Annotated in this window: 15 protein-coding genes; 3 read left to right on the top strand and 12 right to left on the bottom strand. The window is 40.4% G+C overall.

Features of this window, described 5'->3' with window-relative positions; genetic code table 11:
* The first annotated feature begins 6 nt into the window (after nt 1–6).
* Entirely contained in the window at nt 7–849 is an 843-nt protein-coding gene (locus tag MKX35_RS26860) for an AraC family transcriptional regulator (protein WP_076283949.1), read from the top strand.
* A 113-nt stretch (nt 850–962) separates the two neighbouring features.
* Here the strand turns inward: MKX35_RS26860 and MKX35_RS26855 are convergent, their stop codons facing one another.
* Nucleotides 963–1,739, bottom strand: coding sequence for a DeoR/GlpR family DNA-binding transcription regulator (locus tag MKX35_RS26855; RefSeq protein ID WP_076299174.1), 777 nt, complete (start codon nt 1,737–1,739; stop codon nt 963–965).
* Nucleotides 1,740–1,794: 55 nt separating this feature from the next.
* The gene (deoC, locus tag MKX35_RS26850; RefSeq protein WP_076283948.1) at nt 1,795–2,460 is read right to left on the bottom strand and encodes a deoxyribose-phosphate aldolase; all 666 of its coding nucleotides are present in this window, start codon (nt 2,458–2,460) and stop codon (nt 1,795–1,797) included.
* A gap of 461 nt (nt 2,461–2,921) precedes the next feature.
* Between deoC and MKX35_RS26845 the strand changes: the two genes are divergently transcribed.
* The gene (locus MKX35_RS26845; protein ID WP_076283947.1) at nt 2,922–3,413 is read left to right on the top strand and encodes a hypothetical protein; all 492 of its coding nucleotides are present in this window, start codon (nt 2,922–2,924) and stop codon (nt 3,411–3,413) included.
* A 122-nt stretch (nt 3,414–3,535) separates the two neighbouring features.
* Here MKX35_RS26845 and MKX35_RS26840 read toward each other — a convergent pair whose 3' ends face one another.
* The 5 genes from MKX35_RS26840 to MKX35_RS26820 all read right to left on the bottom strand — a co-directional run bounded on the left by MKX35_RS26840 (nt 3,536) and on the right by MKX35_RS26820 (nt 10,553).
* The gene (locus tag MKX35_RS26840; RefSeq protein WP_076283946.1) at nt 3,536–4,744 is read right to left on the bottom strand and encodes an MFS transporter; all 1,209 of its coding nucleotides are present in this window, start codon (nt 4,742–4,744) and stop codon (nt 3,536–3,538) included.
* A 187-nt stretch (nt 4,745–4,931) separates the two neighbouring features.
* The gene (locus MKX35_RS26835) at nt 4,932–6,482 is read right to left on the bottom strand and encodes a hydantoinase/oxoprolinase N-terminal domain-containing protein (RefSeq protein WP_076299173.1); all 1,551 of its coding nucleotides are present in this window, start codon (nt 6,480–6,482) and stop codon (nt 4,932–4,934) included.
* Nucleotides 6,475–7,578, bottom strand: coding sequence for a DUF917 domain-containing protein (locus MKX35_RS26830; RefSeq protein WP_076283944.1), 1,104 nt, complete (start codon nt 7,576–7,578; stop codon nt 6,475–6,477). Before MKX35_RS26830 ends, MKX35_RS26835 begins: the two co-directional genes overlap by 8 nt.
* Entirely contained in the window at nt 7,575–8,843 is a 1,269-nt protein-coding gene (locus MKX35_RS26825; protein ID WP_076283943.1) for a cytosine permease, read from the bottom strand. The genes MKX35_RS26830 and MKX35_RS26825 overlap by 4 nt, the downstream gene beginning before the upstream one ends.
* A 123-nt stretch (nt 8,844–8,966) precedes the next feature.
* The gene (locus tag MKX35_RS26820; protein WP_076283942.1) at nt 8,967–10,553 is read right to left on the bottom strand and encodes a PucR family transcriptional regulator; all 1,587 of its coding nucleotides are present in this window, start codon (nt 10,551–10,553) and stop codon (nt 8,967–8,969) included.
* A gap of 222 nt (nt 10,554–10,775) precedes the next feature.
* Here MKX35_RS26820 and MKX35_RS26815 point away from each other — a divergent pair, with 222 nt between their 5' ends.
* On the top strand, nt 10,776–11,753 hold the full coding sequence (locus MKX35_RS26815) for a tRNA dihydrouridine synthase (protein ID WP_076283941.1): 978 nt from the start codon (nt 10,776–10,778) through the stop codon (nt 11,751–11,753).
* Nucleotides 11,754–11,904: 151 nt separating this feature from the next.
* On the opposite strand, the gene MKX35_RS26810 is transcribed toward MKX35_RS26815, so the two are convergent.
* The 5 genes from MKX35_RS26810 to MKX35_RS26790 all read right to left on the bottom strand — a co-directional run bounded on the left by MKX35_RS26810 (nt 11,905) and on the right by MKX35_RS26790 (nt 17,203).
* Nucleotides 11,905–12,768, bottom strand: a complete 864-nt coding sequence (locus MKX35_RS26810) for a DMT family transporter (protein ID WP_076283940.1) — start codon at nt 12,766–12,768, stop codon at nt 11,905–11,907.
* A gap of 31 nt (nt 12,769–12,799) precedes the next feature.
* A complete protein-coding gene (locus tag MKX35_RS26805; protein WP_076283939.1) occupies nt 12,800–13,612 on the bottom strand; it encodes an MBL fold metallo-hydrolase in 813 nt (270 codons plus the stop codon).
* Between the two features lie 82 nt (nt 13,613–13,694).
* Nucleotides 13,695–15,296: an extracellular solute-binding protein gene (locus tag MKX35_RS26800; RefSeq protein ID WP_076283938.1), complete on the bottom strand. Its 1,602-nt coding sequence runs from the start codon at nt 15,294–15,296 to the stop codon at nt 13,695–13,697.
* A gap of 72 nt (nt 15,297–15,368) precedes the next feature.
* Nucleotides 15,369–16,223: a carbohydrate ABC transporter permease gene (locus MKX35_RS26795; RefSeq protein ID WP_371915721.1), complete on the bottom strand. Its 855-nt coding sequence runs from the start codon at nt 16,221–16,223 to the stop codon at nt 15,369–15,371.
* Between the two features lie 56 nt (nt 16,224–16,279).
* Nucleotides 16,280–17,203 (bottom strand): ABC transporter permease, encoded by a 924-nt coding sequence (locus tag MKX35_RS26790; protein ID WP_081382824.1) that lies wholly within the window; start codon nt 17,201–17,203, stop codon nt 16,280–16,282.
* Nucleotides 17,204–17,211 lie beyond the last annotated feature (8 nt).

Here is a 17,211-nt window from a genome sequence, read left to right as displayed (position 1 = left end):
CCTTATTTGGGAAATGTACGTTATTCGCTACCTGGTAAAGGACGTGGAGAAATTCCCGCCAAGTTAATCTATGTCAGTTCCTCTATTTATGAAGGTGATTGGTACAGCATGCGTCATTCTCATAATTTTTCCGAGCTTTTTTATGTCCGAAGCGGGCGGGGAAACTTCATTGTAGAGGATGAAATCTATCCAGTGAAGCAAGACGATCTAGTTATTGTGAACCCGAATGTGGAGCATACCGAGCTATCGGTTAGTAGTGATCCACTTGAATATGTCGTGCTTGCGGTTGAGGGGATGAGCTTTGACTTTGGCGATCGAAGTGCTAGCCGTAATCATGAGATCATCAATTATCGTAATCAGAGGGATGAGTTATTCTTCTATTTCAACGCCATGCTTCGGGAAACGGAAAATAAAGATGCAAACTATGAGGCCATTTGTCAAAACTTACTAGAGGTTGTAGTCACTATATTAATGAGAAACTCTGGCCATCCATTTTCCGTCGTGGCTACTCAAAAGGCTAACAAGGTATGTAGCAGGATCAAACGTTATATTGACTCTAACTATTCAGAGGAGATTTCACTTGACTATCTGGCAGAAAAAGCACATTTCAGCAAGTATTATCTGGTGCATACCTTTGCAAAATATTATGGGATGTCACCCATCAATTATTTAATTGATGTCAGGCTTCGTGCCAGTAAGGAGTTACTAGAAACCACGGATCTCTCCATCTCTCAAATTGCGGAATCTACTGGTTTTTCTTCCCAAAGCTATTTCTCACAAAGCTTCCGCCGAAGCTGTAATCTAACTCCACGCGATTACCGACTTCAGACCAAGAGACGAGTTCAATGACGGGCGTAGAATTGTTTAATAATTCCGCGAAAAAATCCTGAAAATCCAAACAAAAAATTTATATCCCTCATGGAACAGCGCGCACCGATTGAGTACCGGCACGCGCTGAATTTCTAAGCTAGATAAAGAGAAATATTTAATTGTTTGATTTTCTCATTCCACTCTTCTGATAAACCTCTATCGGTTACAATCGCATCAAAATCATTTAACGAAGCAAAGTAAGTGGATTTAACCATATCAAACTTAGAGGAATCAATCACTAAAATTTTCTCAAGAGCACAATTAATTGCCGCATTCTTTGTGTCCACTTCACAACTGTTCGTGCAAGTAATGCCTAATTTAGCATTAACTCCAGCAGCAGAAATAAATGCTTTTGTTGTTCGTGTTCTACTTATTAAATCCAACCCTTCTCTGCTTTCAAACATTTGAAGTTCTGGACGGTAATGACCACCAATAAGAATAAAATCCTTAAATCCTTTTTTATGAATCTCAATTAATGCGTTCATAGTACAGCAAACAATTTCCACAGAATGATTTGACGGAATATGTTCGATGATTTGAGCAGTTGTTGTACCAATATCAATAAAAATAATATCGTTAGGCTCGATTAGTGAAGCTGCTAACTTACCTATATTATATTTTTCTGATGCTCGATTATTTTTTTGAGTTGTCAAATCATATTCATCTTGTTTATTCTCATTAGGGTCAGAACCATTATAAATAACCGCACCTGAAACAACTTGAACGATTTTATTTTCTTTTAGATATTTAATATCTCGGCGAACAGTCATTTCTGTGACATCAAGTTGATGTGAAAGTTCTTTGATGGATGCGCCACTTTTATTTTTTAGGATTGATACAATTGTATTTACTCTCTCTTGCTTATCCATGCCGGTTCATCCTAACTACTAATAATAAAGTATAATTATCAGAATTATACCATATCTAATACCCCAATACTTCCTGCCCTTTTACAATTTTAACGATGGCACTAGTTCCTAAACGGTCTGCACCCAAATCGATAAATGCTTTAGCATCATCCAAAGAGCGAATGCCTCCAGCTGCTTTAATCTTCACATTCTGACCTATGTTCTGTGCAAACAGGCTGACATCCTCTTTAGTTGCTCCAGCTTTTGAAAATCCAGTGGATGTTTTGATATAATCAGCACCAGCTTTTGTAACAAGCTCACATACTTTCACTTTTTCCTCTTGGGTGAGCAAACAGGTTTCAACAATAACCTTTAATACTCTACTTCCACATGCATTTTTAATGGCACGTATTTCGTCGCAAACTTCCTCATAACGTCCACTTTTTAAGAAGCCCACATTGATTACCATATCAATTTCCGATGCTCCATTTGTAATTGCATCTGTTGCTTCAAATACTTTAACGGCTTGTGTACTATAACCATTCGGAAATCCGATAACTGTACATATTGCTATTTTGCCCTCTACATAATTTGCAGCTTCTCTAACATAAGCACTTGGGATGCAAACACTGGCCGTCTGGTATTTCATCGCATCATCACATAAATTCTTTATATCATCCCATGTAGCAGTAACATCAAGGAGGGTATGATCTACTTTTCCTAATATATCTTTAACGTCCATTCTGTTCACTTCTCCCTTAATAATTAATTATAAAACGTTTAAAATGTTAATATTCTAACAATTGTTATTGCACTACATGTAACTAGTTTTTCCATAGCCATTGAAGGTGAAGAACCGAGCTCTAGGTGCGTGCAACTGCAACTAATAAGTGCTCCTAATATGTATCGGTTTAAGTTGCAATTCCTCAGTTTCCGCTACAAATCAGGTTTTCCCCCAATAACTCACAGGAACAACTACTGTTCTGAATCACACTCCTCCTTCTAATAACTCCAGGATATTTCATTTGTTACATTACCAATATATATTGTTATATTAATAACATATGTTTGAATTATAACACAATTATGAATATAGTCAATTAAAGTAAAGTTGAAGCCCTTATTCGTGTCATACACCAATACATAGGCAGGAGCATAGACTTTAGGTATCTGTTAATTAGAGGTATCTAAGGAGGTTAATAAGTGGGATATTTTTACTTCAGAAATCCGTACTATGTGTGCCCAGGTCGTAGTTTCCCCCCATTCCAACCAATGACTCCAGGTGGCATGCAATCAGGCGGACCCATGCCCATATATCCTGGAAGCGGCACCCAACTACCAGGAATGCAGACGCATTCTAGTGGTGGCCCAGTATTTGCATATCTAACCATCACTGATATTCAACCTTTCCTCGGAAAATGGGGCATTTTCACCTTAAGTAGTGGTCAAAAGGTTGTAGCCTATGTCAATACAGTTAATGCTGATTCAATTAGTGTGCTATTTGCAGATGGCAAAAGTGCTGTCATTGACGTAAAAATGATATCCATGGCTGAAGGGCCGTTTCCCACAATGCCAGCTACTCCTGGTAGTGGATCTGGCGGGGGACCTGGTAGTGGTTCTGGTAGTGGTTCTGGCAGCGGCCCTGGTAACTGCACTTGGAAAGAAATCCCCGGCCTTGGTTGGATTTGCATATAATAACTCACGATCCGTCTATGGGATTTTTCCTTCCGACGGATTTTTTGTGTTGTTTTACTAGATTACTTGTTGATATACGAAAAGGCCGCCGGATGATTTCCGACGACCTCTATAACTTCTCTTCAGGTTAAGTTATGATGCTGAGCAATAACCCCTTCTTGAGTTTGCTGATCCAACTTATAACATATCAAAGCAATCACGCATGCTGATATCGCTAGGATGGAAGCAGCTATAGGAAGGGAGATTAATCCTCCATGCTGGGCAACCACTCCACCAATTGCGGATCCTCCTGCGATTCCCAGGTTAGACGCTACTGGATTCAATGATGCAGCTAGGTCCTTCGATCTTGGTGAATACTGCTTGGCCAAATCTATCAAATAGAGCTGGGCTGGTGCGCTAACAATACTCGACATTACGGCGAGCATCATTAGTACGATCATTCCTAGAATCGAGATCGATGCGGTCAAACTAAAGACGATATAGACCACAGCTTGGATAAGAAATACGAATCTAAGCTTACTTACCGCATTTCCGGTTGCAACCTTGCCTCCAATCCAGTTGCTGACAATCGTGGCAATCCCGTATACAAACAGTACGCCACTAACCGAGCTCTTAGGAATATTCATCACTTGCTCCAGCAATGGTGTAATGTACGTGTACATCACAAACACCGCTCCCACTGCCGTAACTGGAATGAGAAACGCAAGAATAATGCGTCCATTCGTGAGCAGTTCGATCTGATCCTTAAGTGAGCTAGGTACAGGCTTCGGTAGTTTGCGTGGAATATAGGCATAATTTAGCGCTATGGCAATTCCGGCTAATACCCCATTTAGTACAAATGCTGCAGGCCAGTTGAAATACTGCCCTACAAAAGTGCCGATCGGTACACCAAATACATTCGCAACAGCGAAACCGCTCAAAATTGTAGCGATCGCTTTGCCTCTTTTCTCCGGGTCCACCGCTTCATTCGCTACCGTAATGGCTACAGAAAGAACAAAACCACATAGTACGGCAGTAACTATTCTAGTCACTAGCAGCATACTGTAGGTTCCAGTTATAGCACTCCACAAATTCAACAGCAGAATCAATACAAGCGATACAAGAATCGTAATCCGTTTCGGGATACGGCTGAACAAAGACATCATAATGGGTGTGCCAATGGCATAAGCGATTGCGAAACCAGATACTAACCCCCCAGCTGTCGCAAGCGTTACTCCTAGGCTCGAGGATATTTCCGAGAGTAAACCAACAATAATATACTCCGTCGTACCCAAAATAAACGCCATAAAAGTAAACGAAAAAATCAATGCGTTCTGTCGTGATGTTGTCATGGTGCTCTCCATCCTATTTATCTCTATTTTTATATGAACATACTTACTCATAATACTCATTTAGACTATATTGAGCAATCCTATTTTCATAAAAAAAGAAGCTTCACACAAGTTCAAAGAACTCATGAGAAGCTTCTAGCTTTACATCATAGAATTATTTTGCTTCAAAGAGCTGTTCAAAAGGTCTCTAACTCATTTCACCTACAACTTTAACTCTTAATCGGGTTGCATTTTCCGGATGATAAGCAAGTGGTGTCTCTTCAACCTCAACCAATTTAATCGTCGTTGGATCGGCTCCTGCCATTACCGCTTGTTTCACCGCTTTTTCCTCAGCATCTCTTAATGACTGCTCTCGCGGCTCTCGTGAATAAATATATATTTGTTCATACTGTCCGCTAATTTGAGAAATTGATGCACCGATGGCATTGGCAACTCCACCGTTCTCTACTTTAATAATGCTGGCTACGCCTGGAATCTCATCTGGAATAATAACACCGCCCCCGCCTACGAGTACAATCTGTACATCCTCGGAAGAAGTTTTCATCTTATCAATCGCCTTGGCTATGATCGAAGAAATTACGGATAGGACTTGTTTGGAAAATTGTTCATCGATGTGACTTACTAAGCTTTTATCTCCCACATCAGCTAGCCCAAGGCGAACCGCAATATCCGTCGTAGTCAGGGTGCTTCCACCAAATACGAGTGCTTCTTCTGTGATCTTATAGCCCACGCTATCCGGCCCAACTGTAATCTTTCCATTGTCTACGCGAACAATACTTCCGCCGCCAAGTCCTACAGAGATAATGTCTGGCATTCTAAAGTTCGTGCGAATATCTCCTACTTCCACTGCTACAGAAGACTCTCTTGGAAATCCATCCTGTAAGACACCGATATCCGATGTGGTGCCACCAACATCGAGTACCATCGTATTTTTAATGTTCGCTAAATAAGAAGCTCCCCGGATGCTATTTGTTGGTCCACAGGCAATCGTAAGGATCGGAAATTGCTTTGCATATTCAATCGACATAAGTGTACCGTCATTTTGGCATAAGTACACCTCCGCGCCTTGAATCCCTTCTGCTTCTAACGCATTTTCAAAACCTGTGCTAGTGATCTCGATGACTTTGCATAAAGCCGCATTCAGTATAGTTGCATTCTCACGTTCAATCAGGCCAACAGACCCGATCAAGGAGGAGCAAGAAACCGGATAAGTTTTCCCGTATGCTTCCCAGATTAAGTCTCGAACCTTGAGCTCCTGATCATTTTTGATGGATGAGAACACACCAATGATCGCAATAGATTCTACTTTATTTCGCCATTCGACTAGAAGCTCTTTAATCTCCCCCTCATCAAGCTCACTGAGCAACTTACCATCATATTCATACCCACCATGAACTAATGCATAGTTTCCTGATAGTTTTTCCACCATGTCTTTAGGCCAAGCCGTATATGGCAGAACAGAAGCGGTAGCAGGGAATCCTAACCGAATCACACCAACTTTGGCTAATTTTTTCCGTTCCACAATGGCATTAGTACACTGTGTTGTCCCAAGCATTGCATGTGTGATTTTCGTTTTATCAATGCTCGCTTCCTTCAATATATTACGCAGTGACGTCTCAATCCCCGTTTTTATATCCAGTGTCGTTGGGGATTTAACGCTATGAATTAATCGGCTTTGCTCGTCCAAAATAATAGCATCGGTATTCGTGCCACCTACATCTATTCCAATTCTAAACATGTTTAGCCACCGCCTTACTCACCAATTCTTCAATAGGAGCATAATCGTAATCATACCCAAAGTATCTCGGTCCTACCGTTTCGATTCCTTTTTCCGTTCTCCATTTAGGATGTGCCGGTAAGCCAATGACGCGTACGCGTTTTCCATATTTCAAGCTCTCTGTTGTAACAGGCAATAAAGTTTCATAATCGACTAAGCATATTAAATCCGGGGTCATGGCTACAACCTGGCCATTTTTCTTGGCAAGCAGATTCTCATTTTGAAAATACACCTCCATCTGCTCCTCTTTATTTCCTTCAATGCCCTCTAGGTTCATTTCCCCAAAATTGAAGCCGCCTTTGGTTTCCCGGATGACATCTGTTATTTTCCCTTGAAACAGCTCGTAACCGGATGTCAGGTTTAGAAGCTCTTCAAGCTTGTCTTTTGCATCTCTGTTGTTTGAAGAAATGATCTCTCCAATCTGCTCAGATAGCGTCACGATGTTATGGACACCGCTGTTCTTGATTTGAGCCCCAGTCGTTGGATACAGACTTACCAAAGCACTAGCTCCCATCTCCACAGTAGCTGTACGGGCTAACCGTTCGGTCCATTTATTATCGATCGTCTCAAAAATACCAATGTTCCCTTTTTCATCCGAAATTGCGAGCGGCGCAGCCGAAATGCCATCCAGGTTAAACGTCACCATCTGCAATTCAGGAAATGCCCTACCCATCCCATCGCAATCAATAAGCGGTAAATTCAGCTGTGCTGCAACGACGATCGGAATCATCGAATTGACTCCGCCTGCTTCCATCGGAAATGTGCCTGTAATTTTTTCTCGGCCCAAATATTTGGCCAGCATCTGAAATACCTTAACAAACTCATCGCCTTTCGGAAATTTCTCCACTAATACAGAAGGCGCACCCATCATGGCGGAAGGAATGAAAAAGTCTTCATCCTCGATTTCATCCACAGAGTAAAGTCTTACAGGTCCGTACTTTTCAATAGCCGAAAGAGCCATGAGTTTACCGATGTAAGGATCTCCTCCTCCACCTGTGCCTAAAAATGCAGCGCCTACGGCAATATGTTCAATCGATTGTTTATCTAAATATCTCATTTATTTCCCTCCAATATGACAGTTTTTGAGGCAGTAAATCGGTAGCAGACAATATATAAGACAAATGAAATGACGATACCGAGTAATGGCTGATTTGATAATTGAGGTAAGCTTGGGAAAAAGGACAGCACAACGGGCATACAAGCAATAATGGATCCGACCAGCCAAGAAAATACCCCTAGACGATTAACGCCCTCTGTTTCCTTCCAACGATTCTTATCGCCTTTATTCATGATCCAATAGGATGCAATCATTACCCCTGCTACCGGCGGAACCATAGCTGACAAGATCGACATCACTGGCGTGAAATAATTCAAGATACCGATCACAGCGAGTACAGTCCCGATGAGTCCAGCAATCCCTACTGCCCATTTCTCTTTTTCTTTGGAAATATGCAATACATTGGTAAGCGCAAATCCACCCGAGATTGCGTTGACCATATTCGTTTTCCAAGCAGCCAGAATCAAAACAGTACCCCCAATAAAAGGCGTTGTAATATTTATAAAGACGGCCGCAATATCGCTAGTCTGGTAAGCAATCGATAAAATAGCACCCACACTAATCATCAGTACGCCAGAAGGAACAATTCCGATTAACGCTGCTTTTAATACGTCAGAACGTTTTCTTGAGAACTGAGAGTAGTCGCCTGCAATGACAGCCCCTAAGGCAAATGAGCCTATTGTTACAGCTAAGCCATCCATGAAATTCATATGCTTCTCAGGCTGGTAGCTCCAAATGTTCTGCACGGAATCCATAGTGAACACTTGAACTAAACCATATATGCAAATCACGATTAATAAAGGTACTGCAATATAACTAAGTACTCTCAGCACTTTCATTCCGTACATTGCTGAGATCACCATAACCAAACCGCTAATTAAAGAAGCAAGGGGAACTGGGACTATCACTCCATACTCCGCCAGCAGGTTCGCCAGTGCCGCCCCGCATACATTAGCCTGAATCCCGAACCAACCGAGGCAAGCAATAGCGAGAATAATGGATAAAATCGTTCGCGAGCCTTTTTTGCCAAAGACTTGGGCTGCGACTTGAACGGTTGTTTTCCCAAGATCCGTACTCTGAATCCCCTGAAGTATCATAAGGACAACGATAATGGCGTACCCTAAAAAAGCGATCAATAATGTCATAGGTAAGCTCATACCAGATATCAACGTATTCCCAACCAGGAGGCCAGGTATACTGATCACCGCTCCGGCCCATACCATCCCCAGAGTGAACCAAGACTGAGGTGCTCCGTCCTTTCTCATGTTAGTTCTCCTCCTCGAAAAGTAATTTTTCTTATTATAGAAGGAACCATGAGATTACGTCTTTTTCTAAAATAAAAAAAAATCCGTGATTTTTGTCTTATTCGACAAAAACTACGGATTATACTAGCTATGTGTGAGTCGATAAATCATGCAAGCGATATACACATCGTAAGATTCGGAGTTGACGGTTACATCATAGCCAATTAATTCACTGATCTTTCTAATACGATATTTTACTGTATTTTTATGAACAAACAGCATTTTCCCACAGTTATCAAAATTCCCCTTTGCATCTAACAAGAAGGTTATGAGTGTTTTTATCGACTCTGGATCACCTAGAATGGGGTCAATCACAGACATCCATTCTTCAAGTATTTCTTCTCCCTGTTCACTTAACTCAATAGCTTGTTTCATAGAACGCATCTCGGCTGCTGTGTACAATTTACGATGCTCATACATCAGATGGACTTTCCGTCCCACACTGTTCACCAGCCGATACATGCGTCGTACATCTTGTGTATTTCTCATTCGGGGAGCATAGACCATTTCGGAAATAAGCGGGGCTGAATTCGTCGTGTCAATATACTCCCCTGCAATTTCATACTCATTGTACTTGTAAGAGCAATTTCCCATAAGGGCTATTATACAATGATCGATAGTTTGAATGACCGCCGTTTTATAATATTTGAACAAATGCTCTTCCAGCTCTTCACGAATTTGTTTCTCTTGCGATAAATCGTGAATATATACTAACCACATCATCTGAATGGAAGAGACATCAATGTGGAGAAAATGAGCCAGTCTTCGCATTTTTTCGCTTTCATCATTAATAATTGCTTTTACCAAGGCATATTCGCTAACCTCGTTATGCTTATCCCCCCACAAATTGATCGCTACTTGTACAACCTCGCTGATTTTATCGATGGTCTTCGCAGGTAATTTTGAGTTCTCTTTAATCAAAAATAAATGCAGCGCTTCTCCGTTTTTTTGATGAATACTCTTGTATTCCACATAGCAATTTGAAACAGGCTCTGTTTGTCCTTTCGTCATATTCATCAAATAGGGGGCGAAGGTCTCAATAATATACCCCACGTTTAACGATGAATTACGGGGCCACATTACTTGATTTACGATATCTAACTGGGTGTTCGTCAGGATGACGTTCGCTTTCAGCCGATCAGACAATATTTTCAGCGTAATTTCGACGCTCCGTGAGTGTTCTGGCAAAAGGGATACTTTCTCTAACGCTTCATTTACAAAATTATCATTGATCGTCTGATTGTTCAGAACAATCGCTTCCATCACTTCATAAATCACTTCGTTGTAACGAAGTGAAAAATCATTTTCCGGCATACAAATGATGATGAAATTTTTGGACTCTGCTAATTGCAGTACCTCGTCAGCTACTTCAGGAATGATAATTCCTACATAGTATAAGATCAATCCTACTTCTCCAAGCTCGTGCAAGTACTCAATCGTTTCACACTGTTTCTCTACACTGTCCTTAATGGAGTAAAAAGAGCTGATCACTATCTCTTCCGCATACCACTCTTCTTGAATGGAATGGACAATTCGAGAAGAATAATCCGCATTTGAAACCTCTAGTACGGATAAAGAAGAAATGGTGCGATGTAGATTATTATTTCCAGTTAGCACCTTTGCTCCTCGAAAGGAAGGAAGTTGCAGCATATCTTTTACAGTTATCCCCATATCTTCACCACTTCTACTGTATTGTTATCTCATGTTGCCATTAATAAAGCTTTATACATCTTATTTTAGCACTTCAAGCTATAAGCTATGTATATTGATTTCGCTGTATGTATTCTCCTTTCTTCTGTGCAATAAACGAAAAAAAATGATAATATGTATGTTGGGTAAAAGGTCTTTGCTATAACTTATATGTTTTTATATATCGCAACAAGAGGAGATAATATGAGTAACGAACAAAACTTTTGGCTTGATTTACCGAAGCCGTTTTTTATATTAGCACCAATGGAAGATGTCACAGATGTTGTATTTCGTCACGTCATTAGTGAAGCTGCCAAACCCGACGTGTTTTTCACAGAATTCACTAATACAGAAAGCTATTGTCACCCTGTAGGAAAAGAAAGTGTACGTGGTCGATTAACGTTCACAGAAGATGAGCAACCAATTGTCGCTCATATTTGGGGTGATAAACCTGTATTTTTTGAACAGATGAGTATTGATATGAAAAAACTTGGTTTTCGCGGTATCGATTTAAACATGGGATGCCCCGCACAAAACGTCGCATCCAATGGAAAAGGTGCTGGATTAATACTACATCCTGAGGTTGCAGCAGAAATTATTCAAGCAGCAAAAGCAGGTGGATTGCCGGTTAGTGTTAAAACAAGATTGGGTTACTCTGATATTGACGAGTGGCGCGATTGGCTAGGACATATATTGAAACAAGATATTGCGAACCTTTCCATTCACCTTCGTACAAAAGAAGAGATGAGTAAAGTAGATGCACACTGGGAACTAATCCCTGAAATAAAAAAATTACGCGATGAAATTGCTCCAAATACGTTATTAACTATTAATGGAGATATTCCTGACCGCGCAACAGGATTAAAATTAGTAGAACAATATGGCGTTGATGGCGTCATGATTGGCCGCGGCATTTTCACCAATCCATTTGCTTTTGAAAAAGAACCTAAAGAACATAATCCAAAGGATTTTCTCAATTTACTTCTATTACAGTTGGATCTTCACGATAAATATTCAAATGAACTCGAGCCACGTTCATTTAAACCACTTCTTCGCTTTTTCAAAATCTATGTTCGTGGATTTAGAGGCGCAAGCGAATTAAGAAACCAATTAATGGATACAAGATCAACAGATGAAGTACGTCGTTTAGTAAAAACTGTTTTAGAGCAAGAATTAGAATGAGGCATATTCACCTGTGAATTGCCCCGTCAATTAGACAGTATAAAACTATCTAATGCTTAACAGAATGAAAGGCCTCTCGTATTCCTACGAGAGGCCTTTCATTTTTACCCTATACGGTCAGAACGTAGTCCTCAATTCTAGTAAAATCAACTTATCCCCATATGGCAATGGAGATGATCCCACAGGTAATCACAGCCGACATGATAATTCTTCGCACTCCTTGCTTCTCTTTTAGTACAAGTATGCCAAGAATCGTACCTACAACCGTTCCAATTTCTCGTATTGGCGCAATTGAAGCTAGTGGAGCAAGCTTCATTGCCATCAGAAACATAAAATAAGAAGCTGGCGAGCAAATACAACCAATCAAGATCATTTTCCAGTTTTGTTGCCATTCCCTTATAATTTGTGCACGACCGGCTCTTATAACCATGAAGAAAGCGACGATTACATAATTAATATTGGATAATTCAAGCGTTGATAGTGGAGATAATTGCTGGACAATTAGTTTGTCCATTAATGTATAGCCCGCAACACACATCCCTACTACAATTGCATAAAGAATGGATATAGAATGAGTCGTTTTCCCTTGATTTGCATGACGATTAACGATTCCACTAATAATAAAGAGCCCTACTATGATACAACAAAAGCCTATCCAGCCTACTAGAGTTAAGGAATCCCCGAATAACACAACACTTAACAAGGTCACCAGCATGACACCAGTCCCTCGCATGATTGGATAGGTCTGCGATAAATCACCATAGGAATACGATTTAGAGAGGAAAATGAAGTACGACCCTTGAAATAAAGCAGATATCGCCATATAGCAAAGTGTCTCCGCATGAAGCTCAACTTGGAGCAGCTCAATAATAAAATAAGGTAATAGAGCAAGTGCACCAACAATATGAATCGACCAGAGAAATACGTATTTATTCAGACTTCTCTTTGTAAATAGGTTCCATACCGCATGGGTAATACCTGAAAATAAAACTAAAAAGACTGCCATTGAAATCATAGAAATATCCTCATTTCACTTATGCGCTAACTCATATGTCCAGTTGCATCCCATCAAATGCTACTGTAATCCCATTCGGCTCAAAAATATGAACCAAATCTTCATGCAACAGATGAGCATTGTGAGAGAAATGAGTGACTACGATTCGCCCTTCTGCTTTCATAACAAAATTCTCGATTAACCATTCCCGTGTTTTTAGAGTATCCTCAACATTCATGTGAACTTCACAATTTGGGGCATTCCCAGTCGTACATTCTAGAATAGCAAGATCCAGTTTTTTTCCTTTCAACCAGTCCCAAGTCTGTTTGGGAAACCAACCGCTGTCGTGACCATAGAAAATGGATTTTTCATCCTTTTCTATGTAATACAATAAACAAGTTTCTTTTGAATCATGATTGGCAAGCAATGGCGTAATCGTAGCTGTTTGTGTTTGTACGGTTTCAAAGGGCTTCAAGTTGTGAAATTGGAAGCGATGCCTTTCCGTGGCAAGCAATTGACTACAGTGCTTAATAGGCAAATCATGACCGTATAGATGAAGTTCTTCCTCTTCATTAAATTGAGCATAACCAAGCGCACGAATCAGTAAATCTTCAGGATACAAATGATCGGAATGTGAATGTGTAAACAATAAATCGCGAACCTTATCCATATCTACAGAATCACGAATGGAATGATGTAAGGTGTCCGCCGGAAAATCAATCTTAAGTATTTCATCAATCAAGACCGAAGTGCGTGTACGAATATTTTTCCCACCAAGTATTTTGGTTTTCTTACAAGTCTCGCAATGACAGAATAACGAGGGAATTCCTTCAAATGCAGCCGTTCCATGAAAAAGAACCTTCATAAATATTATCCCCCTTAATAGTAAGAGAACAACAGACGTTATTCCTGTTGTTCTCTCCGAGTAACACTCTAAACTGGCTCACTCACTTAATATTTGCATCATCCAAATACTGCAACCATTGCTTCGTGTATTCCGCTTGAATTTTATCGAGACCAGCTTTTTTCGCCTTTTCCATAAATAACTTCAAGCCGGCTTCAACATCCTTAACCATACCATCATTCAAAGGATATAAGTATTGCTTTTCAACTTGTAGAAGGGCCGCCTTCTCTGCTTGATAAGACGTCCAATCCTCTCCGAAACCTTGGAAAATATTCGGTTTTGCTATCTTATCCATTTCATCGAACATGTCTAACACAGCTTGATAGCTCTTATCAAACAACATGAACTCCGGATTTCTCCATGCCCATCCATTCATACCTTCTCTTGTGAATCCATTTGATTGGGCATCACCAAGCATTTTATAATATTTCCCATCTTCAATTTCAAAATGCTTGCCTTCAATACCGTATTGCGTCAGCCAATTGTAGCGTTTATCCGTGACCAATTTCTCATAGAAAGCAAGCGCTCTCTCTGGGTTTTTGCTGCTGCGTGGAATTGCAAAGCCATTATGAATCGGGTGAACGGGTGAAGAGAACCCTTTCATATTGGGATATGGGGAATAGCCTAGCTCCCAATCCGGGTGCAGTGATTTCACTTTGACAACAGCATCACCAAAGCGGTTTGGATTCTCACTTCCCAAAATCGCTGCGGCTTTACCGGCGGCAAATATATCACTACCACTATCTTTAATGTTCAGCATATTTTTCATAAAGTAGCCTTTTTCTTGCCAGCTCCTGAACATTTTTAAATCTTCCAAATGCTGTGGAGAACCCCAATAGCTCGTTACGTCTCTTGGAGTGTCATACATGATATTAAGTCCATATGGAACTTTATCGTTGGTATTCACAGTCGTAGTAGTCATTTGACGGATGGAATCTACATGACTAACCTCAGTATCCGCCAGAGGTAGCATATCCGGTTCATTCTTGCGTATGCCATCCAAATACTGCTCTAGCGTTTCGAGTGATTCCGGCTTTGGCAAATTATACTTTTTACGCAAATCTTCCCGATAGGCAATACCATCATTTACATACTCCTTCCAGATAGCTGGAACGGTGTAAATTTTCTTATCAACCTTGACTGCTTCCCAGAAATCCTGTGGTACATATGCTTGTAGCTTAGGTGCAGCCTTCGGTAGGAGATCATCTAGCGGAAGGAAAGCCCCTTTCACCGCATATGACTGGTAATTTGTCCATTCTGCCGTAAAGATCAGGTCAATCGGCTGCCCTGAGGACAACAGAAGCTTATACTTCGACTCCCAGTCTGTCCAGGTTGTGAAGTTGAATTTGACGGTTGCATTCAAATCTTCTAATGCCATTTTGTTAACTTCATCCTGAATGAGATTTAAATCCTTTGGGGCATCGCCCAGCATATAGAACTGAAGCTCTACTTTCTTGGATGTGTCGATTCCAGTCGCTTCTGATGCTTCTGGTGCTGGAGTACTGGTATTCGAATTCGAATTCGTTGTTGATTCTGACGATGCCTCCTTAGTATTCGTGCTATTACTACTGCAGCCAGCAAACAAACTTGCAGTTAAGAATAAAGAAGTGCCGATCGTTAACAATTTCTTTTTTCCTTTTCTCATACTAACCCTCCCCTTAATTAAATGATCTATGTCAGCCGATCGCATACGAGTTCCTTTCGTTTGCTTTCGGTACTAACCCTTCACTGCACCAATCGTTAATCCCTTCACAAAATATCGCTGCACAAACGGATATAAGAAAATAATGGGTCCAGTAACGACGATCGCCATTGCCATCTTGGTCGACTCTGTCGGAATGTCACGCCCTAGGGTTACACCGGTTCCAGTGGCCATTTGAGAAACGAACATCATGGTATTGATCGTGTTATACAAGTAGTATTGAAGCTGATACATGCTAACGTCATTAATGAACAAAGAAGACATGAACCAGTCGTTCCAGTACGTCAGAGCAAGGAACAGACCGACAGTCGCTATGCCAGGCATAGCAAGCTTCAGCACGATACTGTAGTAGATCCTAAAGTCGTTCGCGCCATCGATTTTGGCCGATTCGAATAATTCTTCCGGAATCGCAGATTTGATAAAGTTTTTCATTAAAATAATGAGAAAAGGTGTCATAAGACCAGGTAATATCAGTACGGCATAGGTGTCTGCCAGCCCAAAGTATGTAGTCAGCATGATGTACCAGGGCACAAGCCCCCCTCCAAACAGCGTTGTGAAATAAATGAAGAAGGACAAATGATTGCGATACTTGAAATCTTTCCTCTGCAGAACGTAACCCGCCATCGTAATAAGAAACAATCCCACCAACGTTCCAATCACAGTTACAAAAATCGTTACACCATAAGCCTTGATTAGCTGAGTTGGAAAGATAAATACCATTTCATAACCTTCCAGCGAGAACACTTTAGGAATCAAGTGAAAACCGTCGCGAATAATGGATTCATTGGCTGTCAATGAGCCAGAAATGATCAGAAGGAAAGGAAAGAGACAGAGCAAAGAAAAAATCATAATAATCAGGTAAGCCATCATGCGGAAAACTCTAGAACTTAGAATGTTGTCATCCAATGTAATCCCTCCTCCCTACTTTAGAACAATGCGTAGTCATCATTAATTTTCTTGATGATATAATTCACTGTCATAATCATTACAAATCCGAAGATAGACTGATACAAACCAGCAGCAGTTGCCATACCAATATCAAAATTAACTTTCAAAGATCGATAAACGTAAGTATCTACAATATCCGTAACGTTGAAGAGCACTCCGTTGTTCCCGACAAGCTGATAGAACAGATCGAATTGACCTTTCATAATGCTTCCGAGTGCAAATAAGAGCAGAATGATAAATGTTGACTTCAGCATAGGTATGGTAATATACCAGATTCGCTGAAAAATATTTGCACCATCAATTTTGGCAGCTTCGTAATACTCATCGCTAATTCCCATGATGGATGCAAGATAAATGACCATGGAATACCCCAGGTTCTTCCATAAATAAAATGCTGTAATCAGAAATGGCCAGAGCCATGGTGTATTGTATATGTCTACTGGATCCAATCCGAACGATTTGAGTAACTGATTAACAAAACCGGAATCAGCATTAAACATGTTAAACGCTAAAACACTAATCAGAACAAACGAAACGAAGTAGGGTAGAAACATAATGGATTGTGATAACTTTTTAAATAGCTTCCCTCGGACTTCACTTAATAGGATTGCTGCCCCTATAGATACCACGTTACCTAATATGATAAAAACCACGTTGTATCCAAGCGTATTGATTGTCAACTTCAACAGAATTCCAGATTGCGTTAAAAATTTAAAATTGTCTAATCCTACAAACGGACTTCCAAATAAACCACCTGCAAAATCATAACTTGTGAATGCATAATAGATGCCGACCATTGGAGCATAAGAATTTATTAAGAAAAAAAGCAGTGTCGGTGCTATCATCAAAAACATGATTTTATTCTTATTTAATTCATAAAAAAAACCTTTCTTCTTAAACATGACTGACC

Source organism: Paenibacillus sp. FSL R5-0923 (genome assembly GCF_038009145.1).
Classification (GTDB): domain Bacteria; phylum Bacillota; class Bacilli; order Paenibacillales; family Paenibacillaceae; genus Paenibacillus_AQ.
This window is presented reverse-complemented; position numbering and strand designations above follow the sequence as displayed.